27 protein-coding genes and 1 CRISPR repeat array are annotated in these 21,910 nt (G+C 65.7%); of the genes, 21 read left to right on the top strand and 6 right to left on the bottom strand.

Going from position 1 to position 21,910, the window contains the following annotated elements:
- Window positions 1–329: 329 nt before the first annotated feature.
- Window positions 330–729: direct repeats of the CRISPR family, unit length 35 nt; unit sequence TCGCAAACAAAAAGCCCCGCAAGGGGATTGCAACC.
- Window positions 730–746: 17 nt separating this feature from the next.
- From B047_RS0115605 to B047_RS0115585, 5 genes are all read left to right on the top strand, one after another.
- Window positions 747–1,955, top strand: coding sequence for a TIGR02710 family CRISPR-associated CARF protein (locus B047_RS0115605; protein ID WP_018467910.1), 1,209 nt, complete (start codon window positions 747–749; stop codon window positions 1,953–1,955).
- A gap of 182 nt (window positions 1,956–2,137) precedes the next feature.
- Window positions 2,138–3,223, top strand: a complete 1,086-nt coding sequence (locus B047_RS0115600) for a polysaccharide deacetylase family protein (RefSeq protein WP_018467909.1) — start codon at window positions 2,138–2,140, stop codon at window positions 3,221–3,223.
- Window positions 3,224–3,231: 8 nt separating this feature from the next.
- Complete coding sequence (locus tag B047_RS0115595) at window positions 3,232–4,320, top strand: DUF5009 domain-containing protein (protein ID WP_018467908.1); 1,089 nt, start codon at window positions 3,232–3,234, stop codon at window positions 4,318–4,320.
- Window positions 4,321–4,508: 188 nt separating this feature from the next.
- A complete protein-coding gene (locus B047_RS0115590) occupies window positions 4,509–5,789 on the top strand; it encodes a hypothetical protein (protein WP_018467907.1) in 1,281 nt (426 codons plus the stop codon).
- A gap of 50 nt (window positions 5,790–5,839) precedes the next feature.
- On the top strand, window positions 5,840–6,379 hold the full coding sequence (locus tag B047_RS0115585; RefSeq protein ID WP_245533758.1) for a hypothetical protein: 540 nt from the start codon (window positions 5,840–5,842) through the stop codon (window positions 6,377–6,379).
- A 3-nt stretch (window positions 6,380–6,382) separates the two neighbouring features.
- Here the strand turns inward: B047_RS0115585 and B047_RS17055 are convergent, their stop codons facing one another.
- Entirely contained in the window at window positions 6,383–7,534 is a 1,152-nt protein-coding gene (locus B047_RS17055; protein WP_018467905.1) for a BREX system Lon protease-like protein BrxL, read from the bottom strand.
- 11 nt (window positions 7,535–7,545) lie between these two features.
- Here B047_RS17055 and B047_RS0115575 point away from each other — a divergent pair, with 11 nt between their 5' ends.
- Window positions 7,546–8,037, top strand: coding sequence for a rhodanese-like domain-containing protein (locus tag B047_RS0115575; RefSeq protein WP_018467904.1), 492 nt, complete (start codon window positions 7,546–7,548; stop codon window positions 8,035–8,037).
- A gap of 156 nt (window positions 8,038–8,193) precedes the next feature.
- Window positions 8,194–8,427 (top strand): metal-sensitive transcriptional regulator, encoded by a 234-nt coding sequence (locus B047_RS0115570; RefSeq protein ID WP_018467903.1) that lies wholly within the window; start codon window positions 8,194–8,196, stop codon window positions 8,425–8,427.
- Window positions 8,428–8,462: 35 nt separating this feature from the next.
- Here the strand turns inward: B047_RS0115570 and B047_RS0115565 are convergent, their stop codons facing one another.
- A complete protein-coding gene (locus B047_RS0115565; protein WP_018467902.1) occupies window positions 8,463–9,416 on the bottom strand; it encodes a LysR family transcriptional regulator in 954 nt (317 codons plus the stop codon).
- Between the two features lie 144 nt (window positions 9,417–9,560).
- On the opposite strand from B047_RS0115565, the gene B047_RS0115560 reads away from it, so the two are divergent.
- From B047_RS0115560 to B047_RS0115530, 7 genes are all read left to right on the top strand, one after another.
- The gene (locus tag B047_RS0115560) at window positions 9,561–10,799 is read left to right on the top strand and encodes an NAD(P)/FAD-dependent oxidoreductase (RefSeq protein WP_018467901.1); all 1,239 of its coding nucleotides are present in this window, start codon (window positions 9,561–9,563) and stop codon (window positions 10,797–10,799) included.
- 65 nt (window positions 10,800–10,864) lie between these two features.
- Window positions 10,865–12,307 (top strand): rhodanese-like domain-containing protein, encoded by a 1,443-nt coding sequence (locus B047_RS0115555; RefSeq protein WP_018467900.1) that lies wholly within the window; start codon window positions 10,865–10,867, stop codon window positions 12,305–12,307.
- A 64-nt stretch (window positions 12,308–12,371) separates the two neighbouring features.
- Entirely contained in the window at window positions 12,372–12,680 is a 309-nt protein-coding gene (locus B047_RS0115550; protein WP_018467899.1) for a rhodanese-like domain-containing protein, read from the top strand.
- Between the two features lie 16 nt (window positions 12,681–12,696).
- Window positions 12,697–13,359, top strand: a complete 663-nt coding sequence (locus B047_RS0115545; protein WP_018467898.1) for a rhodanese-like domain-containing protein — start codon at window positions 12,697–12,699, stop codon at window positions 13,357–13,359.
- Entirely contained in the window at window positions 13,356–13,697 is a 342-nt protein-coding gene (locus B047_RS0115540) for a rhodanese-like domain-containing protein (RefSeq protein WP_018467897.1), read from the top strand. Before B047_RS0115545 ends, B047_RS0115540 begins: the two co-directional genes overlap by 4 nt.
- Window positions 13,697–14,023 carry a rhodanese-like domain-containing protein gene (locus B047_RS0115535; RefSeq protein ID WP_018467896.1) on the top strand — a complete coding sequence of 109 codons (327 nt, stop codon included), beginning with the start codon at window positions 13,697–13,699 and terminating at the stop codon, window positions 14,021–14,023. Before B047_RS0115540 ends, B047_RS0115535 begins: the two co-directional genes overlap by 1 nt.
- The gene (locus B047_RS0115530; protein ID WP_018467895.1) at window positions 14,014–14,784 is read left to right on the top strand and encodes a sulfite exporter TauE/SafE family protein; all 771 of its coding nucleotides are present in this window, start codon (window positions 14,014–14,016) and stop codon (window positions 14,782–14,784) included. The genes B047_RS0115535 and B047_RS0115530 overlap by 10 nt, the downstream gene beginning before the upstream one ends.
- Before the next feature lie 11 nt (window positions 14,785–14,795).
- Here the strand turns inward: B047_RS0115530 and B047_RS17050 are convergent, their stop codons facing one another.
- From B047_RS17050 to B047_RS0115515, 3 genes are read right to left on the bottom strand one after another with little or no spacing between them, the layout of a single operon-like run.
- Window positions 14,796–15,272, bottom strand: coding sequence for an MOSC domain-containing protein (locus tag B047_RS17050; RefSeq protein WP_018467894.1), 477 nt, complete (start codon window positions 15,270–15,272; stop codon window positions 14,796–14,798).
- Window position 15,273: 1 nt separating this feature from the next.
- Window positions 15,274–15,954, bottom strand: coding sequence for a c-type cytochrome (locus B047_RS17045; RefSeq protein WP_018467893.1), 681 nt, complete (start codon window positions 15,952–15,954; stop codon window positions 15,274–15,276).
- 10 nt (window positions 15,955–15,964) lie between these two features.
- Window positions 15,965–17,212 (bottom strand): sulfite oxidase, encoded by a 1,248-nt coding sequence (locus tag B047_RS0115515; RefSeq protein ID WP_018467892.1) that lies wholly within the window; start codon window positions 17,210–17,212, stop codon window positions 15,965–15,967.
- A gap of 387 nt (window positions 17,213–17,599) precedes the next feature.
- Here B047_RS0115515 and B047_RS0115510 point away from each other — a divergent pair, with 387 nt between their 5' ends.
- The 3 genes from B047_RS0115510 to B047_RS18055 all read left to right on the top strand — a co-directional run bounded on the left by B047_RS0115510 (window position 17,600) and on the right by B047_RS18055 (window position 20,020).
- Window positions 17,600–18,256, top strand: coding sequence for a response regulator transcription factor (locus tag B047_RS0115510; RefSeq protein ID WP_018467891.1), 657 nt, complete (start codon window positions 17,600–17,602; stop codon window positions 18,254–18,256).
- A gap of 76 nt (window positions 18,257–18,332) precedes the next feature.
- Window positions 18,333–19,574, top strand: a complete 1,242-nt coding sequence (locus B047_RS0115505) for a sensor histidine kinase (protein ID WP_018467890.1) — start codon at window positions 18,333–18,335, stop codon at window positions 19,572–19,574.
- 299 nt (window positions 19,575–19,873) lie between these two features.
- Complete coding sequence (locus B047_RS18055; RefSeq protein WP_018467889.1) at window positions 19,874–20,020, top strand: hypothetical protein; 147 nt, start codon at window positions 19,874–19,876, stop codon at window positions 20,018–20,020.
- Here the strand turns inward: B047_RS18055 and B047_RS0115495 are convergent.
- Complete coding sequence (locus B047_RS0115495) at window positions 20,001–20,939, bottom strand: PIG-L deacetylase family protein (protein ID WP_026234963.1); 939 nt, start codon at window positions 20,937–20,939, stop codon at window positions 20,001–20,003. The genes B047_RS18055 and B047_RS0115495 overlap by 20 nt on opposite strands.
- Here B047_RS0115495 and B047_RS18050 point away from each other — a divergent pair.
- From B047_RS18050 to B047_RS0115475, 4 genes are all read left to right on the top strand, one after another.
- The gene (locus B047_RS18050; protein WP_018467887.1) at window positions 20,938–21,090 is read left to right on the top strand and encodes a hypothetical protein; all 153 of its coding nucleotides are present in this window, start codon (window positions 20,938–20,940) and stop codon (window positions 21,088–21,090) included. The genes B047_RS0115495 and B047_RS18050 overlap by 2 nt on opposite strands.
- Entirely contained in the window at window positions 21,087–21,209 is a 123-nt protein-coding gene (locus tag B047_RS17760) for a hypothetical protein (protein ID WP_018467886.1), read from the top strand. Before B047_RS18050 ends, B047_RS17760 begins: the two co-directional genes overlap by 4 nt.
- Before the next feature lie 114 nt (window positions 21,210–21,323).
- Window positions 21,324–21,635 (top strand): ComEA family DNA-binding protein, encoded by a 312-nt coding sequence (locus B047_RS0115480; RefSeq protein WP_018467885.1) that lies wholly within the window; start codon window positions 21,324–21,326, stop codon window positions 21,633–21,635.
- Window positions 21,636–21,698: 63 nt separating this feature from the next.
- A complete protein-coding gene (locus B047_RS0115475) occupies window positions 21,699–21,878 on the top strand; it encodes a twin-arginine translocase TatA/TatE family subunit (protein ID WP_018467884.1) in 180 nt (59 codons plus the stop codon).
- Window positions 21,879–21,910: the final 32 nt, after the last annotated feature.

The raw sequence follows: 21,910 nt of genomic DNA, 5'->3' as shown, positions 1-21,910 counted from the left end.
GCGATCGCACCCCCTCACCAGAAAAAGCGGCCACTATTCCCGTTTGGGACAATACAAAGCCCGCTTGCCAAAATGCGGCATTATGTTTTGCGCAAAATGCTATAATCCCCCTAGCGAGGTCCCCTCGAGCGTACCTTGAAAACCTATCTCCCCCTTTCTCATGGTAAATCCCTGTCACATAAAATCTAAATGTGCAGGGAAGTAAGCACCCATCGCAGCAAACGCCACTTTTTTCGCGGTTATCCACAACCCGCCTGTGGATAACTCGCACTTCTCATAAATCTACCCCCTGGCAACCCTGTACAGGACAGCGTTCTATGGGGTATGCTTCGCAAACAAAAAGCCCCGCAAGGGGATTGCAACCAACTCCCGCCACGACACAGGCTGTGCCGCCCATAACTCGCAAACAAAAAGCCCCGCAAGGGGATTGCAACCCGCCGTAACACGGCCCGGATTCTGAGGGTATCTAAGTCGCAAACAAAAAGCCCCGCAAGGGGATTGCAACCAGGCCAGATGGAGCCGCAGTTCACTGACCACGTCAGGGATAGTCGCAAACAAAAAGCCCCGCAAGGGGATTGCAACCTCGATGTAGGCCGGCTGGGGCCGGTCTTGCCCGCTGTGTCGCAAACAAAAAGCCCCGCAAGGGGATTGCAACATCTTTAGCCGCCGCCAACCGCGCTTCCCAATCCTCACGTCGCAAACAAAAAGCCCCGCAAGGGGATTGCAACGGCCTGTAGCATGTTGGTATGCAGGAGATAAAACAGGTGCTGATTGCTACGGTAGGCCATAGCCGCCCCCCTGTGGAGTTTGCCCTCGCGGAGCACGCGCCGGATGGGGTGGTTTTTATCGCCAGCCAGGGGTCTCAAGTGGTGGCGGCAGAGCTAGTGCGGGAATATGGCGCCAACCTGCGCCACCATACCTTTTTGCTAGACGACCCCGAAAGCTTCATAGATAGTTACCGCGTGGCCCAGCAGGCCTTGCGCAAGGCGCTGGAGTGGGAGGCCCGCAGTGTGGTGGCCGATATAAGCGGGGGAACCAAACCCATGGTGGCAGGGGTGGTGCTAGCGCTCTCGGGGCAGGGAGTTACGTTTAGCTACGTGGGGGGCGAGCAGCGCGACGAGGCAGGAAGGGTTGTTAGCGGGGCTGAGCGGCTGAAGGTGCTGGAAGACCCCACCACGCGCTACGGGGTGCGGGAATGGGGCGAGTTCGTTCAGGCTTGGAACATTGGCCAAATGGATGCCGCAAGGGCCCACCTCGAGAGCCTCCTTCAGCGTGAGCTCAGTCCCTCGGAACGGCGCTTCTACCGGCACTTGAAGGGTGTGGTGGAAGGGCTTACGGCCTGGGACCGCTTTCAGCACGCCCTGGCCCGCGAGCGCCTACGCGAGCACCTCGAGCCCGCTTTGGCCGTGGCTGAGGCCTGGGCTCACGGTAACAAGGTGCGGGTGTTGCAGGAATTGAAGCGGGGCCTCGAGCGGCTCCAAAAGTTACTCAACCAAGGGAATGTGCCCAGCTTCGAGCTGCTGGCCGACCTACTGGCCAACGCCGAGCGGCGGGCGGCAACCGGGCGCTACGACGATGCCCTGGCTCGGCTGTACCGGGCGCTGGAGCTGGCCGTCGAGGCCGATATTTATGCTCGCCACAAGCTGGTGCTGCGGCAGCCCCAAACCTATCCCCCCAACCTGGCCGACCTCAGCAGCCGCGCCGGGAGCCTGCGCGGGCTCAAGGAGACACTCTCGCTGGCCTTCGACCTCGACACCCGCACCCGTCAGAGCAACACCCTGGCCCAGCAGCTCTTCGGCGACTACCGGCAGCGCTTGCAAGGGGTGTTGCAGCGGCGCCACAACAGCATCCTGGCCCATGGCACCAAGCCCGTGGACCAAAGCGACTACCAAGCACTGCGCGACTACCTGGCCGAAAAGGGCCTCGAGGCCGCCCCCCCTTGGCCCCGCTGGTGAGAGGCGGGACGTCTTTCAGGTGGCGTTCATCGTCTGGGCACACCTTAGGCCAGGAGGAGCGCATGTGGACAGACCTCAGGTGGAACCGGGCAGGCCGCCATGTCTCGAGGGCGCTCGGATGTCTCGGCGTCTTTTTGGCCGTTATCTCAGCGGCCCAAAGCGGACTCGCTACCTCGTCCAGGGTGCAACCGCTCCTGCCGGGGGAGGTGCAGCCCCTGGCCCCGGGGCAGCGCAACGCGCCGCCGCTACCGCAGATCGAGTTGAAGCCCGCCATCCCCGAGGTGCTCAAGGTGGAGTACGCCTCCAACGGGCACCTGGAGGTAGCCCACGCCCTGGTGCTGCTGCCGGATGCCGAGCTGAGCCCTGGCCCCACCCTGCGGCTGGCCCAGCAGGTCAGCTCTGGCGTCTTCGAGGCTCGAGCCAGCCTGGATGAGGTGGACCTCAGCCTCTACCGTCGGGCAGACTACGGGGGAATTGGAGGGCCGCTCCCCTACTTCACCGCCTCGGTGCCCAAAGCCCGGCTGGCGGAGTTCCTCAGCCTGCAACCTCAAAGCCTTGCCCGCTACGACCGGCTTTGGCTCAACCCCACAAACCCGCTCTACGGTCCCCCGAGCTACGAACCCAGCGGCGCCCCCATACGCTCAGAGCGCAGCGCCGTGGGCTCGGCAGGACAAGCCACGGACGGCTCCCCCATGGCCGCCCTGACCTTCGACGACGCCCCCCACCCCCTCTACACCCCCTTATTACTCGACACCTTGCGGCGCAGTGGGGTGCGGGCCACCTTCTTCTGCATAGGACGCAACGCATTGGCCTACCCCTACTTCGTGCGCGACATGGTGAGGGAGGGGCACGAGGTCGGCAACCACACCTTTCACCATCTGCGCCTCAATCGCCTCGACGAGGCCAGCATTCGTGACGAGCTGGCCCTGGCCAACGCAGTCTTGCAGAACATCACCGGCCAGGGCGTGCGCTACTTCCGCCCCCCTGGAGGGCGCTACTCCCCCACGGTGCTCAAGGTGGCGCAGGAGCTGGGCCTGATGCTGGTCCTGTGGAGCGACGACCCCGCCGACTTCGACAACCTGGGGACCGGGACCCTCGAGACCCGCCTGCTCTCGCGGCTGCGACCCGGGGGCATCGTGCTGCTGCACGACAACGTGCTCCAGAGCATCCAGGTGCTGCCGGGCTTCCTCGCGGAGGCCCGGCAGCGGGGCATCCGAATGGTCAGCGCGGGCGAGTTGCTGCGCGGCGAGGCGCGGGCGAGCCGCTAGGTGGGGCTATGGTCCTTCCGCAGCAGCCCTCCGCGCAAAGCCGCCCGGCCTTCCGCTTGCTAGCCCTCGACGCCCTGCGCGGCCTGACCGTACTGCTGATGCTGCTGGTCAACAACGCCGCCATCGGCGAGGCCACCCCCGAACAGCTCATGCACGCGCCCTTCGGCGGGGTCAACCTGGCCGACTTGGTCTTCCCCTGGTTCTTGTTCTGCATGGGGGCCTCGATTCCCTATTCAGCCAGTAGCTTCGACCGGTTGGGCCTGCCCGCCTGGCGCTTTTATGCGCGCGTGTTCAGCCGCAGCGCGCTGCTGTTTGGCCTTGGGCTCTTCCTCACCAGCAGCCTGGCCCACACCCCGGTGTGGGCCCTGGACGTGCTCCAGCTCATCGCCCTGGCCTACTTTGTGGCAGCGGTATTGCACCGGCTCGCTTCTCCCGTAGGGGCACTGTTGCTGCTGAGCGGGGCGCTGCTGCTGGGCTACTGGGCCGCCATCCGCTTCGTGCCCGTCCCCGGCGTGGGGCCGGGCATCTTCGAGGAGGACCGCAACCTGCTGCTCTACCTCAACCGCAGCTACCTTGAGCCCCTAGGCCTGCGCGGCCTCCTCTCGGTGGTTCCCACCACGGCTTTGGCCCTCCTTGGCGCGGCAGCGAGCCAGATCCTGCGCTCCGGGAGGGAAAGGGTGTTACCCGTGCTGGGGGGGCTCGAGGTGGCGGCGGGTTACGCCTGGAGCCTCGAGCTCCCCTTCAGCAAAACTTACTGGACCCCACCTTACATCCTGCTCTCGGCGGGGCTGGCCACCTTGCTGCTGGGGGGCTTCTACCTGCTGTTCGACCGCAAGGGCTGGCGCTTTGCCGCCTGGCCCCTGACCATTCCCGGCTCCAACGCCCTGCTGGCTTACCTCGCGCCCATCCTGGTCAAGGTGTGGATCCTCCAGGAGTGGCGGGTGGGCCCAAAAACCCTGCAGCAGGCCTGGCTGGGCTGGCTGGTGGAGCGCTGGGGAGCGGTGGGCGGGGGCTGGCTGTATACCCTGGGCTACATCCTGGCCTGGTGGCTGGTGCTGGCCTGGCTCTACCGCCGGCGGATCTTTCTGCGGGTATGAGATTTTCAGCGCACACAGGGGTACCGTTGAGCTTTGCGTGGAGGCTTGACAGGAACACCCTTTTCAGGAAATCTTCATAACAAAGGAGGTGCGGGGGCATGGCTGCCTTGGGGCAGCTTGGGGGTTTGTCTCTAATCCCGTTCCAGATGAAACGATGGCTTTCGCTACTCGTGTTGATTAGTTCGACGATGACCGTGGCCCAAGGCGTCCGCCAGCAGGGCCTTGGTGGGCTGATCCTCCCCGGACCCGAGGCCGCGCCCTACAACCCGGCCTACGCCGCATACCCCCCCACCTACGCGGAGGAAGAGGGGTTCCGGCTGCCGCTGGGCCTTCTGCGGCTGGCGCTCCCGCTGTTCCCCGAGACCAACGCCCTGGCCTACTTCTACGACCGCCAGAGCTTCAAACAGCGCTTCGACGCTCTGAGCTTCTACGACCAACTCACCCACTTAGACAGCTTTCTCTTCAACCCTGCGCGCAGCCCGGATGAGGTGGTTTTTTCCATCGGCCAGAACGAAATCGGCGTCACCGACGGTCAGGGCAACCCTCTAAACCTCGACTTCAGCGTGGGGGGTGGTGGCCGGATGGCTTCGGCGCTGACCCCTCCTGCGCTTTTGCGCCTCCCCCTCCAAACCGACGTGCCGGGGCTGGGGCTCGAGTTGGGCTTCATCCTCGGCAGCGGCGGGATCGGTGTGGAAGCCAATGAGGAGCTCGAGCAGGCCGTGCGCACCGGCGACCTCAGCCGCTGCCGCAGCGCCACCCCCTCGCCCTGCGCCCTCACCGGCCGAAGCAACGCCATGAGCGCAGTAGGGTTGAACCTCGCCTATGCCACGCTTCTGCCGGAGCTCCCCGACTTCGCAGGGAAGGTCTATGCCGGAGTGCGCGGGGAGGGCTTCTATGGCTTGGGATACCTCGAGGCCCAGGCCACGGCCCGCCCCACCTTCGACTCCAACGGCAACCCCAACGGCAGCGACTACGAGGTGCGCTACTTCTACAGCACACCCGGCAACGGCCAGGGCTTCGGCCTTCGCGCCGACCTTGGGGTGGTGGTGGATTACCAGGAGTACACCTTCGGCCTCGGGCTGTCGAACGTGGTGGGCTTCGCGCGTTGGTCGGGCACCGAGGTCACCTTGCTCAACGGGAGCTCGAGCGAAAGCCCAGCCCTCCGGCAGAGCGGGGGGTTCGCCCCGGTTGTATTTCTGAACGGGGCTTACCGGCTGCCCCTGGAGGAGGGCAGCCTCCTCGTAGGGGCCGACTTCTCCTCCGCCGACGGCAGCTTCCACCTCGGGGCGGAATACGCCCTGGGTCCCTACCGGCTGCGGGCCGGGGCGGGCCTGGAGGGGGGCTTCAAGTTCGGGCTGGGTGGAGGGGTGCGGCTCGAGGGCCTCAACCTGGACGCCGCCCTCACGGTCCACCAGGCCCCCGTCGTCAGGGGCACCGTCTATGGCTTAGCCCTTAGCGTAGGCTTCTAGGGAGCAAGAAAATGAAGCGTATCCCCACCCTTATGCTTTTTCTAGCGCTTGTGTTAGCTGCTTGCAGCGGCCACACGCTGACCACGCTGCGGGTGAACGTGCTCTCGTACGTCCCGACCGCCTCCCGCAGTGGGCAACTCGACCTCACCACCACCACCCTTTTCCTCCCCGACGACGACGGAGACGGAACCTACGGCAACGACCCCGATGGCCTTGCCCTCGACCTGCCCGGCCTGGACATCCTGGAAAGGGCCAGGCTCGAGACCCGCCTGAGCCTGAAGAACACCGGCAGTGTTCCGGCGAGCGTGAGCCTGGAGGTCCACGTAGCCCCCCTAAACGACAGCTTTATCTACGACGGCAACGGGGATTACACGGTCGTCTCCGGCTCGCTCAACCTCAACCCCGGTGAAGAGAAGCCGCTCGAGTTCGACAGCATCCTCGACGAGACCAGCCCGGCTTTCGGCTTGCTTAAGACCGGAAAATTCCGCGTCGGGCTGAGGGTGAGCCTGGCGGGAGACAGCGTGAGCTACACCCTGGAAAAGGCCAGCGTCAGTCTCACCGGGCGGCTGTTCAAGCTCATTCCGGATTGAGCCTTAAGTACCCTCCACCGGGCGCAGATCTAAGCGTCGCAAGGGAAATTCTGCCGGGTTCCAGTGGTTTAACTCTGCATGCACCCGCCCCCGGAGCTCGAGTGCTAGACTGGCGAGTTCGCCCAGAAACCCCGTGGACCAGTCCCGACCCGGGAAGATCAGCTTGCTCAGAGCCGCGGTCAGTTTGTAGACCGCACGCACGTCGCGCTGGGTAAGCCCCGACGGCAGATAAGGCGACAAGGCGGGCTCGAAAACCTGGAGCCGCAGGCGCTTGAAAACCTCAGCCATGTAATCCAGAACCAATCCGTAGTCTTGATTCAGAAGATCAGGGCCTAGCTTGGGGAACTCGTGCCCGGGCAACAACCCAGCTAGTCGGTCCAAAAAAGCCGTATCCCCTACCAGCCCATCGGGCAATACCCCGGTTTGAGGAGGTGCCGCGCTGTCAGTGTTACCCAGGAAAACCAGGGAAGCCTGAGCGTGAAAGCTGCGGTTACCCCGGCTGAACTGACCAGACTCCATAAAGTCTTTCAGCGTCGCCAACAGTGCGGGATCATCCCAGCGGGTGTGGGCCACTTCGTCGAAGACCACTACCTGGTAAGTTGCAATCAGGCCGGGTTTGCGCTGCAGTTGGTGGTAGAACAACGTTGCTGGGGTGGTGCGGCCCCCGGAGATCACGAACACCTCTGGTGAGGTGTTGCGTAATAAGAAGGTCTTACCTGTCTGCCTGGGGCCCAGCTCCATCAGATGGAGACCGGGCTCCACCAGCGGCGCCAACCGCACCAGATAAAGCAGCTTGAGCCGGAGGTCCAGCGGCTTGGGGTGGATCCCCAAACTCATCAAAAGGATGTCGATCCACTCTCTTTCGTCGAAGGCCGCCCGCGCCCGGCAGTACTCATCGAGGTCAATGCGGGCAACCTGGAAGGGCAGGAATTCGGCTACCCGGACCTGGCGGCGGGCAGGGTCATAGCTCAGTTCAACTCGCTCTTTACTTTTGGAAATACCACACGCCCCGCCCCGATCTCCTTGTAGCCTCATCGCGTTTCTGTGGGCGGTATTCGTGGAAAGCGCTCTGGCATGACCGACTCCTCGGATAGTGGACAGTTTACAGATATACCCCCCCAGGATATACTGACTGAGCAGCTCCCCGGAGCGCATGAGGAAAGGCCATGAAGAAAATGCTCCCAGACGACATCCGCAAACAGGTACAGGGGCTGGGGATCCGCCACACCTCCGCGGGCCCCTTTCGCGGAGTCGGGCTCAAACACCCCGGCATCCGCTTCCCGAGCGCCCCCTGGCTCGTAGCGGTCCTGGCGGTCTTCGTCCTGCTCAGCAGTTGCGCCCCCAAGTCGGGCTACAAGGACGTGAGCGTGCAGGAACTTCAAGCCGCCAGTGAGCCCAACCGCATCGTGCTGGACGTGCGCGAACCCTACGAGTACGCCGAGGGGCACGTGCCGGGCGCCATCCTGCTACCCCTGGGCCAGGTAGCCACCCAGGCCGCCCAACTCCCCAAGGACGCCCCGGTGTATGTGATCTGCCGCAGCGGCAACCGCTCGGCGCAGGCCAGCCGGACGCTGGTCGAGCTCGGCTTCAAGGACGTGCGCAACGTGCAGGGCGGCATACTGGCCTGGCAGTCGGCGGGCTATGCTCTAGAGCGATGAGGTGCTGCTCGAGGGGCTCCTCCGGCGTGCCCGTGGGATAGACTGTTATCCGGGGGAATACCCCTGAGGGTTACCCAACCCGCGAGGTGAACCTTGAGCATTGTTGCAAAGCGAACCCAACGCAAGTCTCGACCCGCCTCATCAACCAAGGAGCAGGTGCTCAACCGCCTCAAGCGCCTGGAGGGCCAGGTGCGTGGCCTGCAGAAGATGATCGAGGAGGAGCGTGACTGCCTCGAGATCCTCACCCTGCTCTCCGGTGTGCGCAGTGCCCTCGAGGCTGCCGGCGATCTCATCTTCGAGGCCTACCTCGAGGAGTGCCAGGCCGAGCTGGCCAAGGGTCAGGGGGACACGCGGGCCATCTTGGGGGCCGTGCGTCTGCTGCGCCGTTGAGCAAGCGCCCCGCCCGGCCCCCGCTGGCGAGGGCTTCAGCGTGTGCCCGTGGAGACCTGGGGTGCTGTGTCGCCCGAAGCAGGGGCGAAGCGGAGGGCGTCCAACAGTGAGGCCGTCAGCTCGCGTACTGTGAGGCCCAGCGTGGACTCGGGGTGGTGAACCCAGTGCACGCCAAGGGCAAAGCCTGGGTTCTCGATGAACAAGCCCTTGAGGGTGCCGCTGCTCACCTCGGGCTCGATGAAGGAGCGGCAGACGATCCCCACCCCGAGCCCGTCCAGCACCGCCGCCTTGACCCCGAACAGGCTCCCGCACTCGACGAAGCACTCGGGCACGATGCCGTGGCGCTCGAGGAACTGCTCGAGCCGCAGGCGCAGCCTCGAGTTGCGCTGGGGTACCAAGACACGCGCCCCCTCCAATTGCCCCAGCGCGACACCCCCCAGGCCCGCCCAGGGGTGGCCGGGCGCGACCGCCAGCACAGCCTCGTCGGTGGTGACGCGCCGGGCCTCGAGCGGCTCCGGCAGCGCCTCGCTGCCGCCGAGCACCAAGGCCCCATCGAGGTCGCGCTGGTAAACCTGCGCGATGAGCTCGAGGGTGGTACCGTGCACAAGGTGCAGATCCAAGGGGATCCTGCCACCCTCGGCCTCGGCCCAGCGCAGCAACGCCGCCTGGAAGCGCGGAATCAGGCTCCAGGATAAGCCCACGGTGAAGGTGGGAACGCGGCGGGTGCGCTGCTCCTCGATGAAGCGGGTAGCCTGCGCCAGGCTGCGGCTCACCGCACACGCGTAGGGCAAGAGGGCCCGACCAGCCTCGGTTAAGACGATCCCCTTGGCGGTGCGCTCGTAGAGTGGCTGTCGGAAGCTGTCCTCGAGGGCTTTGAGCGTCTTGCTGATGGCCGGCTGGCTGAGATGCAACACCTCGGCCGCGCGGCTGAGGCTACGGAGCTCGGCCACCACGCAGAACACCGTTAGGTAGCGGGGGTTTAAGCGCATGACGGGTGTTGTGGCAGCAATTATACCCGATGGGTATCAGAGTTATAACCCATAGCTACTTGCCATGACCCTGGGTAATGCCTAACCTCTAGTCAGCCGGAGGAAAACCCGATGAATGCCAGGGAAGAAGCAAAGATGGGTGTTATGGTAAAAAGCCGCCTCCACCACCGCATCCTGATCATTGGCGGAGGAACGGCGGGCCTGACAGTCGCTGCCCAGCTGCGCCGGAGGGGCGAACCGGACGTGGCCGTCCTCGAGCCCTCAGCCAAACACTACTACCAACCCGCCTGGACACTGGTGGGGGCGGGGGTCTACCCTGCGGCTGCCACGGTACGCCCCCAAGAACCCCTCATACCCAGAGGTGTGAAGTGGATTCAAGACTATGCCGAAACCATCGATCCCGAAAAGCAGAGCGTGGCTACGCGCAACGGCCTGGAGATCGGCTATGACTTTCTGGTGGTGGCAGCGGGCATCCAGCTCGATTGGCACAAGATCGAGGGGCTGGAAGAAAGCCTGGGGAAAAACGGCGTCAGCAGCAACTACCGCTTCGATCTAGCCCCCAAGACCTGGGAGTTTCTACGAAGCTTCAAAGGCGGTGTGGCCCTCTTCACCGCCCCCAGCACACCCATCAAGTGCGGTGGGGCTCCGCAGAAGATCATGTACCTCACCGCTGACTACGCCCGTCGCCGGGGGATCGCCAAGGAAACCCAGGTGATCTTCGGCTCCGCCGGGACCACCATCTTCGGGGTTCCCGAAGTCAAGGCGGTGCTGGATAAAGTGGTCCAGCGGTACAACATAACAACCCAGTTTCACCATGAGCTCGTAGCCGTAGATCCGCAGCGGAAGGAGGCCACCTTTGAGTTCACAGCCAACCATCCCCGGGTCAAATCTAACCCCGGCGCCTCGAGACCCCGGGTCGTCATCCCCTTCGACTTCCTGCACGTCGTGCCACCCCAAAGCGCCCCCGACTTCATCAAGCAAAGCCCCTTGGCCGATCCTTCGACACCCCTGGGCTGGGTGCAAGTGGACAAGCACACCCTTCAGCATGTCCGCTATAGCAACGTCTTTAGCCTGGGCGACGCGAGTAGCGCCCCCACCTCCAAAACCGGGGCAGCCATCCGTAAGCAGGCGCCGGTGTTGGTGGAGAACCTCTTGCAGGTGATGCGAGGCCAAGATCCCAAAGCCCGCTACGACGGCTATACCTCCTGCCCCCTGGTCACGGCTTATGGAAAGATGTTCCTGGCCGAGTTTCTCTACGACAACGTCTGGCATCCCACCCTTCCCTTTATCAACACCCAAAAAGAGCGCTACGACATGTGGCTGCTGAAGAAGCACGGGCTTCCCCTCATGTACTGGGAGTTCATGCTCAAGGGCCGGGCCTAATACCCCCTGGGGGTACTTGACATATACCCCTTAGGGATATACCCTTGCGCTTAGGAGGTTCGCCGATGCTGTTTCGACAGATCTACGAAGAGGGGCTGGCGCAGGGTAGCTATTTTATCGGATGCCAAGCCCAGGGCACGGCCGTGGTGGTAGACCCCCGGCGCGACATCGACGTCTACCTAGCCGAGGCCCAGAAGAACGGCCTGAAGATCGTGGCCATCACCGAAACCCACATCCACGCCGACTACCTCTCCGGCGCCCGTGAGCTGGCCAAAGCCACCGGCGCCAAGCTCTACCTCTCCGACGAGGGCGACGAGAACTGGAAGTACAAGGGCCTGGAGGGCTTCGACTACCAGCTCCTCAAGGACGGTGACCAGATTAAGGTGGGGAACATCACCCTCACCGCGCTCCACACCCCGGGGCACACCCCTGAGCACCTGAGCTTTTTGGTGCAGGATGGAGCTGCGGCCAGCGAGCCTGGCTTCCTCCTGAGCGGCGACTTCGTCTTCGTGGGCGACGTGGGCCGCCCCGACCTGCTGGAGGAGGCCGCCGGCATCCTGGGCACCGCCGAGCCGGGGGCCAGGCGCATGTTCAAAAGCCTCAAGGAGAAGTTCCTTACCCTGCCCGACTACGTGCAGGTGTGGCCCGGTCACGGGGCGGGCTCAGCCTGTGGCAAGAGTCTGGGGGCGGTCGCCAGCACCACCGTGGGCTACGAGCGGCGCTTCGCCTGGTGGGCCGACTACCTGCGCAACGACGATGAGGAAGGTTTCGTGAAGGCCCTGCTCTCGGGCCAGCCCGAGGCTCCCCACTACTTCGCCCAGATGAAGCGCCTCAACCGCGACGGCATGCCCCTCCTGGGCGAGTTGCCTAAACCCCCGCAGCTCACCCCAGAGACCTTCCAGAAGAAGTTGGCCGAAGGAGCGCTGCTGGTAGACACCCGCGACAAGCTCTCCTTCGCCGGAGGGCACCTCAAGGGGGCCATCAACATCCCTGCGGGTAAGAACTTCTCCACCTGGGCGGGCTGGCTGCTGCCCTACGACCGCGACTTCGTACTCTTGGCCAGCCCCGAGCGGGTGGAGGAGCTGACCAAGCAGCTCATCCGCATCGGGCTCGATGGGGTGGTGGGGTTCATCCCCGGCCTCGAGGGCTACGCCCAGGGCGAGCTCGAGACCGTCCCCCAGCTCACCGCCGCCGAAGCCAAAGCCCTGTGGGAAAAGGGTGAAGTCGCCATCCTGGACGTGCGCGGGGCCGACGAGTACATGGCCGGACACATCCCCGGCGCACAAAACATCCACGCCGGGCGGGTGATGAGGGAGCTGAGCCGGATACCCAAGGACAAGCCGGTGGTGGTGCATTGCCTGGGCGGCGACCGCTCCTCTACCGCCATCAGCGCCCTGCTGGCGGCGGGCTTTGACAACCTCATCAACCTCACCGGCGGTATTCGGGCCTGGCAGCAGGAAGGTTTCCCCATCGAAAAGGGCCCAGCCCGCGCGCTGGTGGGAGCCTGAGCATTAAGCCTTTTCCCTGGCCGGGTTGTCGGCTTGGCCAGGGGATCCCCTGCTAAGTAGAACCATGAATCTGGACGTCAAGATTGCCTACCAAACCCTCGAGCGCTACCGGGTGGTAGACATCCGGGAACCCCACGAGTGGGCCGAGGGGGTTTTGCCGGGAGCGCTTCGGCTTCCCTTGTCCAAGCTGGAGAAACTGGCGCCCTTGTACCTCGAGCGTGAAGAGCCGGTGCTGCTGTACTGCCGCAGCGGCAACCGCTCCCAAGAGGCCCTGAAGACCCTGCAGGCGCTGGGCTACCGCAAGGTCTGGCAGCTCGAGGGCGGCATCAAGGCCTGGCGCGAGGCGGGAATCCCCTGCGCCAGCCCGATCTAAACGACGAAGGAGAACCATGTTGACCATGCCCTACAAGGACATCACCCCCCAACAAGCGCAGAAGCTGCTCGAGGAGCAGGTCCTCTTCGTGGACGTGCGCGAGGCCGAGGAGTTCGCCGACTCCCGCATCCCCGGCGCCAAACTGGTGCCGCTGTCGGAGTTCGCCGGGCGGGCCGGCGAGCTGAGCAAGGACGAGCCGCTGGTGCTCTACTGCCGCAGCGGGGGTCGCTCGGCGCAGGCGGCGGCCTGGCTGGCGGCCAAGGGCTACACCAAGGTGCTCAACCTCGAGGGGGGCATCCTGGCTTGGTACCGCGCGGGTCTGCCGCTGGACAGCACCCCCGTGGAGGCGACCTACCGCGAGACCGCCTTCAGCGAGCTCACCCCGCACGAGGCCAGGGCCTGGATAGAGGCAGGGGCCTATGTTGTCGACGTGCGCGAACCCTACGAGTACGCCATGGGGCACCTGCCGGGGGCGGTGAACATCCCCTTGGGTCGCTTTGTATCCGAGAGCGGTACGCTGCCCAAAGAGCGCAAGCTGCTCCTGGTCTGCGCCTCGGGCAACCGCTCCTCCCAGGCCGCGGCCTACCTGGTGGGCCAGGGCTTCGACAAAGCGCTCGTGGGCAACCTCGAGGGCGGCACCTACGGCTGGATGAGCGCGGGCTTCGAGGTGGAGCGTTGATCGGCTGGCTTCGGGGCCTGTTCGGTGGCGGGGCCAAGGTGGGCCGCCTGGGCCCGGAGGAGGCCCACGAAAAGGCTAAGGCCGGGGCCCTGATCCTGGATGTGCGCACCCCTTTGGAGCGCAAGGAGGCCAAGATACCAGGTTCGCTCTCCATACCGCTCGACCGCTTGGCCGAGGAGTGGGAGAAGCTGCCGCGCGATAAGGAGATCATCTGCCAGTGCAGGAGTGGGGCCCGAAGCGCCCAGGCCGCCCACTTTTTGGCGCAGAAGGGTTTTCACGTGTACAACCTGGTCGGTGGCCTCGAGGCCTGGAAACGCCAGAAGCTTCCGGTGAAGTAATGCAAGACGTCTATCCCAACGAACTTTCCCTTTGGCAAAAGCGAGGCGCGCTTCTTCTGGACGTGCGCTCACCGGAGGAGTACGCCCTGGCCCACATTCCAGGCTCGCACAACCTGCCCCTGGAGCGCCTTCTGGAGCATCTTGCCGAGTTCAAAGGCCCCATCGTGACCATCTGCGCCACCGGCAGCCGGGCTGGCCTAGCAGCCGAGGTGCTCTCTTACGAGGGCCTCGAGGTGGGCAAGCTGGTGGGGGGGCTTCAGGGCTATGCCGCCCATGGCTACCCCCTAGCGGGGCGCGGTACGCCTACGGAGGCCACATGCTCCTAGCCTGGATCGGTGCAGCGCTCATCGGGGTCGCCCTGGGCATGCTGGGCTCAGGCGGCTCCATCCTCACCGTGCCCATCCTGGTCTACCTGGTGGGCGAGCCCGACAAGCTGGCCATCGCGGAGTCGCTGGCCGTGGTGGGCCTCATCGCCCTGGTAGGGGCCATCCCCTACGGCCTGCGGCGCATGATCGACTGGACCAGCGTGGTCTGGTTCGGCCTGCCGGGGATGGCCGGGACTTACCTGGGGGCCTACCTCTCCCAGTGGCTGCCCGGCGTGTGGCAGCTCGGCCTATTCGCGCTGGTGATGCTGCTGGCGGCTTACTTTATGTTCCGCCCGCAGCAGCTTGCGAAGCAACCCCACCCCCGCAAGCGCTCGCCCTTCAAGATCGTGCTCGAGGGCCTGAGCGTAGGCATCCTCACCGGGCTGGTCGGGGTGGGCGGGGGTTTCCTGATCGTGCCGGCGCTGGTGCTGCTGGGGGGCCTGCCCATGCACCTGGCGGTGGGCACCAGCCTGCTGGTCATCGCGCTGAAGTCGGGGGCGGGCTTCTACAAGTACCTGCACCTGCTGCCTGCGCAGGGTTACAGCGTCCACTGGGATGTCGTGCTGCTCTTCTCGGTCTTGGGGATCGCAGGAAGCTTCCTAGGCGGGCGGATTGCCGCGGGCATCCCCCAGCTCGGCCTAAGACGCGGCTTCGCGGGCTTTCTGGTGCTGATGGGAGCCTTCATCCTGTGGCAGAACCTGCCGAAATTTCTGCCCGGCTGACGACCGGCGCTTCACCTCGACCCCTCACCGATAGCCTGTGCGTCGTATTCCTCGGCGGTGGGGGGCAAAATCTGCGCCACATCGGCCAGGCGCACGACCCCCCCGCGCAGCACCCGCGCGTACACCCCCCGGCCCTGGTACAGCAGCCGGGGGAGGCGGGGGTCTAGGCGGGTCAGTGCGGCGCAGACCGTACAAACCGCGACCAGCTCCAGGAGTGCCTCACCCACCTCGAGCCGCCACCCCACCCAGGCGTGGGGGTCGAGGTCGAGCAGCAAGTTCTCCCCCAAAGCGCCGTAGGGCAACTCGATCCCGGCCCCCAGGGCGTGGCGGTAGCTTCCGACCCCCGCCACCAGTACCGCCCGCCCCGGGTCTCCGCCGGCGTGCCGGTCGCCTGCCACACCGTAGCCGGCGATCAGTTGCAACTCCTCCGTGCGGGTCTTGGGCAGCCCTGGCCGGTCGCCCACGTGCAGCGACAGGACCCGTCCCATGCTACTTAAGCCCCAGCTTGGCCCGCTGGGCGTAGACCTGCTGCGGGGTGAGGGGCTGGCGCAGGGCCCGGATCTCCTCGGCGGTGTAGGGCTTGAAGTCCTTGAGCAGCGCAGCGTTGCCCCAGCTCGAGGCCACGTAGTTGAGCACCGCCGCCACCTGCGCGTCGCTGAGAGAGGCGAAGGCGGGCATGGGGGTGTTGTAAGCGACACCCTCCACCACGATCGGGCCCTGCAGGCCGCCCAGCACCACCAGCGGTAGGTAGTCCCGCCCGCCCGGGGCCGCCAGGATGGCGGGGACGTGCTTTGCCAGGGGCGGGAAGGCCCCTGGGACCCCGGCTCCGTTGGCCTGGTGGCATCCCTGACACATCGCGTACACCTTAGCCCCCTCGTCGGCAGGGGCCTGCGCGGCCTCTTTGCCAAAGTGGGCCGCCAGGTACGCCACGACCACCTTGCGCTCAGCGTCGTTGAGCTGGGCCCCGTTGCCAATCATACTCCCCACCACCGCATCCCACTCGGCGGCGCTGAGGCGGTTGCCGGTGATGACCTCCAGGCCGTGGCAGATGCTGCAGCGCTGCTCCACCAATGCCTTACCCTCACCCTCCGGCAGCCCCTGAGCCAGCACCCCCCAAGCCAGAAGGAGGGCTACCGCAGCCGCCAGCCACTTTACCCATGAAAAGCCCACAGCCGAGACCTCAACCTACCTTGATCTTGACCTTGTCCACCGCGTTCCACTCGTAGCCGTTGGGGTTCCACACGATCGCCCCGTCGATGGGCTGGCTGCGTCCCAGGGCGTCGGTGGCGCGGGCCCAGAGCTCGGTGTCGCCCCTCGCCACCACCACCCGGATGCGCCAGGGGTACCAGCCGTAGGGCGAGGAGGGCTTCTCGAGGCTGGCCGACTGCCAACTGCGGCCCTGGTTGGTGGAGACCTCGACCCCCGTGATCGGCGCCGAACCGTCGTTCCAGGCCACGCCCCGCACCTCGATGATGCCGCTGACGCTCTGACCCTCGGTGGGGCTGAGGATGAGAGCCTTGACGTTCTGCCGCCAGTTGGGACGGCTGTTGTCGAGGGTGAAGGTGAAGGCGCTGCCGACGGGGATGGGGGCTAGGGGCACCCGGTAGCGCGGGATCATGGTGTTGTTGGTCGAGGCGGCGGCCTCGAGGCGCAACCGGTTGACCCACTTGATGTTGTTGATGCCGTAGTAGCCTGGCACGATCAGCCGCAGCGGCCCCCCGTGCACGGTGGGCAGCGGCTCGCCGTTCATCTCATAGACCAGCAGGGCGCTCGCCAATGCATCGCGCAGGGGAATGCTGCGCTCGATGTCGGGGGCCTGGGGATTGGCGGGCTGGTCGGCCCCCTCAGCGGTGAGGAAGAGGGCCTCGGGCTTGACCCCGGCGCCCTCCAGCACCGCCGAGAGCTTCACCCCCTTCCAGCGCACGTTGGCCACCGCCCCCCGCTCCCACTGGGCTCCACTGGCGCGGGCGTACCTGGAGAAGAAGCCGCGGCCATTGCCCGAGCACTGCAGCACCATCTCGAGCTCGGTAGCGGGCAGTCCCTTGAGCTCGGAGAGGCGTAGGGTGAGGGGCTTGTCCACCAGGCCCACCACCTCCACCGTCCACTCCTCGACCCTGGGAGGCTCGGTGGTGAGTTGCATGCCCGGGGGCACCCCTAGGTTGTTGCGGATGTACATGATGTTCTTGGGCGTGTAGCGGTGCTCACGCAGCAGGGCCACGGGGGTCTCGAGCTCGACGGGGTTGGCGTTGCGCACGATCAGACCCGCGTCCTTGCCCGCCACCAGGGCGTCGGCAGTAGGGGTCTGCTGAGCGGCGGCGAGACCCGCCAGGCCGGGGACCGCGCTCAAGCTGGCGGCGGTCTGTCCGGTCTTCTTGAGGAATTCCCTGCGGTTGATCCGGGCCAGTAGGTCATGCTTCCCGTCCTGCATGTCTACACCTCCTATGCTGGCACTGCCCGTACCGGATGTATACCGATATCGGGTATGTTTGGGTTCTCGAGTTTCCATCGTAGGGGCCTCGAGGAAAAAAGGCAAGGGTACTAAAGACGTGAGATTTTTCACGCGGAGCGGCCCGACATCAATGCCCCACGGGAAGCCTTGCGGCCTGGGTTGGTTCAATCCCCTTGGGGCGTTTCGGCTATCCTCTACGGGCAAACAGTATATCCCCCGCCGATATACTTTAGGCCGTGGTGGCCCCGTCAAGACCAAGCTCTGCGGCGCGGGGTTTTTTCATCTCGAGTTCACCCCCCGGGTCTACCCTCCCCCTCGGGAGGAGCCATGGAAAGTGCGGTGCCTGCGTCAGGAGTAAAGTTGGATATGCGCCTGCTGATCGTGGAGGACGAGCCCAGCCTGGGCCAGACCCTGGTGGAGAGCCTGGCGGCGCAGGGCTTCGAGCCCTATCTGGCCTCTTCGATGACCCAGGCCGAGACGGTCATCTGGGAGCAGCCCTTCGACCTGATCCTGCTCGACGTGATGCTGCCCGAGGGCCAGGAGGCGGGCTTCGAGCTGGCCCACGCCCTGCGTGAGTCGGGCTTTCGCCAACCCATCCTCTTCCTCACCGCCCGCGAGAGCGTGCCCGACCGGGTGCGGGGCCTCGAGGTGGGTGAGGACTACCTACCCAAGCCCTTCGCCTTGGCCGAGCTGGTCGCCCGGCTCAAGGCGCTGGCCCGGCGCGGGGAGCTCAAGCCGCAGAGCATCCAACTGGGCGACCTCGAGCTGGTGTGCGAGAGGCGCGAGGTGCGCTACCGGGGACAACCCGTGCGGCTGACCGCCAAGGAGTACCAGGTGCTCGAGCTCTTCGCCCTCTCCCCAGGACGGGTCTTCACCCGCGAGGAGATCCTGGAGCGCGTCTGGGGTCCGGGCTACGAGTCGGACTCCAACCTCATCGACGTGTACGTGAAAAACCTGCGGCGCAAGCTCTACGACGGGGTGATCCAGACCGTGCGCGGGATGGGTTACCGTACGGAGGGCTGAGCGCCTGGAGGGGCATGGCGACCGACCCCGCACCCCAGACCCGATCCCCCTCGAGCCCAGGCCGAACGGAGCGTGCATGAGCTTGCGGCTGCGGCTGGCCCTCATCGCCTTCAGCCTCACCCTGCTGGGGTTGGGGTTGGGGCTGTTCTCGACCTATCAGGTGCTCGAGCACAGCAGCCTGGCCGAACTCGACCAGGAGCTACGCTTCCAGGCCGGGGTAGTGCTGCGGGCGGCGCTCGAGAGCCAGAACATCCCCGACGAGATCGCCGACGAGCTCACCCAGAGCAACCGCCCCAACTCGGCTCAGGTCTACCGCGGCAGCCAGAAGATCTGGGAGGGGGGTACCTTCTCCTCCGAGCTACCCTTCGACGCCCACATGCTGGGCAGGCAGGGCCCCAGCGAGCTGGGGGGATTGCGGGTGTACACGCTGAGCCGGGGAGATCTGAGCGTGCAGGTGAGCGCGCCTTTGGGGCTGCTGCGCGAGACCCTGGGGCGCTTCGTGGAGATCGCCGTACCCATCGCCCTGCTGCTGTCGCTGCTCTCGGCAGGGCTGGCCTACGTGGCCGCCGCACTGGCCGTGCGACCCCTCGAGCGCCTGGCCCACGCCGCGCTCCACTTCGAACAAGGGGCTGCCATCCCCAACATCTCCGGCCAGGACGAGGCTGCTACCCTGGCGAGATCCTTCGCCAGCCTGATGGGCCACCTCAAGGAGCAGCGCGAGCGGGAGCAGCAATTTTTAGCCTATGCCGCCCACGAGCTGCGCACGCCGCTTTCGGCCTTCCGGGCCAGCCTCGAGGCCGCGCAGCTCAAGGGGCAGGTGTCTTCAGAGCAGCTCAGCCGTCTGCACCGCGAGGCCTTGCGGCTGGAGACGCTGGCCCAAAACCTGCTGGCCCTCTCGCGGGCCGAGAGCGGGGAGGTGCGGGGGCAGCCGCTCGACTTAGCCGACCTGGTCTCCGAAGCCTTCGACCGCTTCCAGCCGCTGGCGCTGGAGCGGGGACTGGAACTTGGGCTCGAGGCCTACCCCGCCCCCACCTACGCCGACGTGGGTCTGCTCGAGCAAGCCCTCAACAACCTCGTACACAACGCCCTGCGTTACACCGCAAAGGGCAGCGTGACCCTCAAGAGTGGCCTGGAGGACGGCTGGGCCTGGCTCGAGGTCGCCGACACCGGCCCCGGCTTCCGCAAGGGCGCCCCCGAGGGGCTGGGCCTGCGGGTGGTGCGGGCGGTGGCCCAGGTGCTGGGCGGGGAGCTGAGCATAAAGCAACATCAGGGCAGCCAGATACGGCTGCGGCTGCCACAGCATGGGAAGGCGATTTGAACCACCGGGGCGTGGGGCGGCAGTCCCCGACCAGACCGCCGCCAGGTTGGTCAGTAAAGGGCCATCCGGCCCCCGGCGATGCCGGTACTCAAGTGAAGGGCCATCCGGCCCCCGGCGATGCCGGTACTCAGGGGAAGGATAGCCCCACCGGGGCAAAATGCTCCACAATACTTGTGTGGGTCGCCCCTGGAACGGGGATGCGCGTAAAGGGAGCCGCAGGCGAGTGCCCCACACACGTTTGAGCCTGTGAGGACGGTCGCGCGAAACTCCAACCAGACGTAGTTGGTTGTGGGTAGTTCATGATGTGGCGCAAAGCCCTGCTGGGCCTTCTGCTCCTCGGCCTCGCGGCGACGCGCGCCGGCACGCAGGAAGCCGCCTATGCCTGGGCTGGCAACCAGGGGCGTACGGCGTGGGTTTTGTCCACGCCTACTCCCCTCGAGCGCTGAACAGCTCGTTCTCGCGCACGAAGGCCAGCAGGAAGCGCGCGAGCAACCTCATCTGGGTAGCGTGGGCCCGCAGGGCCTCGAGCTTGACCCTGCGCTCCTGGGCGCTCAGGAGCAGGCGCTGCCAGGGCAGGCCCTTGCCCCGCGGGGCGGGCTCGAGGGGCAAAGCGGGGTGCAGACCCTTGGGCAGGGGCCACTCCAGCCCACCATGCACGATCCAAAAGCGCAGACGATCGGCGGGCACTTCCTGCTGGGCCAGCAGCCCGACGGCGCGGTGATCGGGGTGGGCATCCTTCGGGGAAGGGGCCAGCACCAGCGTGGGCCGCACCTGCTCGAGCACCCGCCGGAGGTCTCGTCGCAGCGACTCGCCCGTGTAGGGTGCTCCGGGCGAGAGCGTGCCAGGGTAGGGCACGTAGCTCACCCCGGTCAGGCGCGAGCGGTAGGGCAGGTCCCCCGGATGCCGGAGCAGGGCCTCGAGACCCCGGTCGGGGTAGCCCAGGAAGAAGAGGTGGCCTTCGGCCACCCCCAACCGGCGCGCCGCCTGGCGGGCCTCCTCCATGCGGCGCTGGCCCAGCTCGAGCGAGGCCGGGCCCTGCGGCCTGAGGGTGTGCGCGAGCAGACCGGCGTCCCACTCGAAGCCGTCGCCGTTGGTGAACCACAGCACCCAGACCTCGCCTCCGCCGCGCAGCACCCGCTGGATGGCCCCCGCACAGCACAGGCTCTCGTCGTCGGGATGAGGCGAAAGCACCAACAACCGCTCGCCCGCCAGGGTGAGCTGGGGCAGACGACCTACGCTGAGGCGATAATAAAGACCGTAACCCCAGGCGAAGATCCAGGGGGCGTTGATCACCACGAAGGCCACGAGCAGGATTGTGAGCAATACATAGCGTCTCCTGAAGCGCCAACGCACGAGGTTCATCATGGCCGAGATTCGTGAAGCCCGCATGGAAGACCTCGAGGCCCTGGGCCACATCGCCTACGCCACCGGCTTTTTCGGCGAAAGCGCCCGGCGCTTCTTTCCCAGGGAATCAATCGGGAGGAACTCGAGGCCGCCCTGCGCGAGCACGGGGTGAGCACGCCCGAGCAGGTGGCCTCGGCGGTGCTGGAGATCGACGGCACCATCTCGGTGGTACCGATGAAGGGCTACGCGGTGCGCAAGGTGCGCCACGTCAAGTCGAGCCGCAATCGCTGAGGACTGGCCGAATTTCATCTTCCCGAAGGCGAAAAACTTCATCCTGCCTTCACGCCACGGGCCCACAGTATCGCCCGTGATCGCTAAAGCACGGTCACGGAAAGAGAGGGCAATATGTACCTGAAGAAGTCCTTGGGTCTGGCTCTGGCCGCGCTGGCGGTGGTGGGGGGCTCGTTCATGGCCTTCGCCGCCTCGGGGAGCACAGCCGCAACCAGCAAGACCACCACGGCCACGAAGATCGTTCCCGTGCACATCAACACCGCCACCCTGGCCCAGCTCGAGACCCTCCCCGGCGTCGGTCCTAAGCTGGCCCAGGAGATCATCAAGCACCGGCCCTACAAGAACGCCCAACAGCTTCAGAGTAAGGTCAAGGGCATCGGCCCCACGCTCTGGAAGAAGATAGCTCCTTACGTGCTGTTCAACTGAAGACCGGAAACGAAAGCGCCGTGGTGGGCCCGCGGGCCCGCCATGGCGCAGACTGGAGCGCACATGAACCTCGGTTTTCCCGAACTCAGCATCATCCTGCTGGTGGCACTGCTCCTCTTTGGTCCGCGCAAGCTGCCCGAGCTGGCCCGCGGCCTGGGGGAGGCCATCCGGGAGTTCAAAAAGGGGGCCAGCGCCATCCGCGAAGACCTCGAGGAAACCCCAGAAAAGCAGCGCCCCACATAGCCCACCCGGCGCCGGAGTTTGACCAGCAGGCT

The sequence above is a fragment of the Calidithermus timidus DSM 17022 genome (assembly GCF_000373205.1).
Lineage (GTDB): Bacteria > Deinococcota > Deinococci > Deinococcales > Thermaceae > Calidithermus > Calidithermus timidus.
Note: the sequence above shows the minus strand (reverse complement) of the source record. Positions and strands in the feature narration are given on the sequence as shown.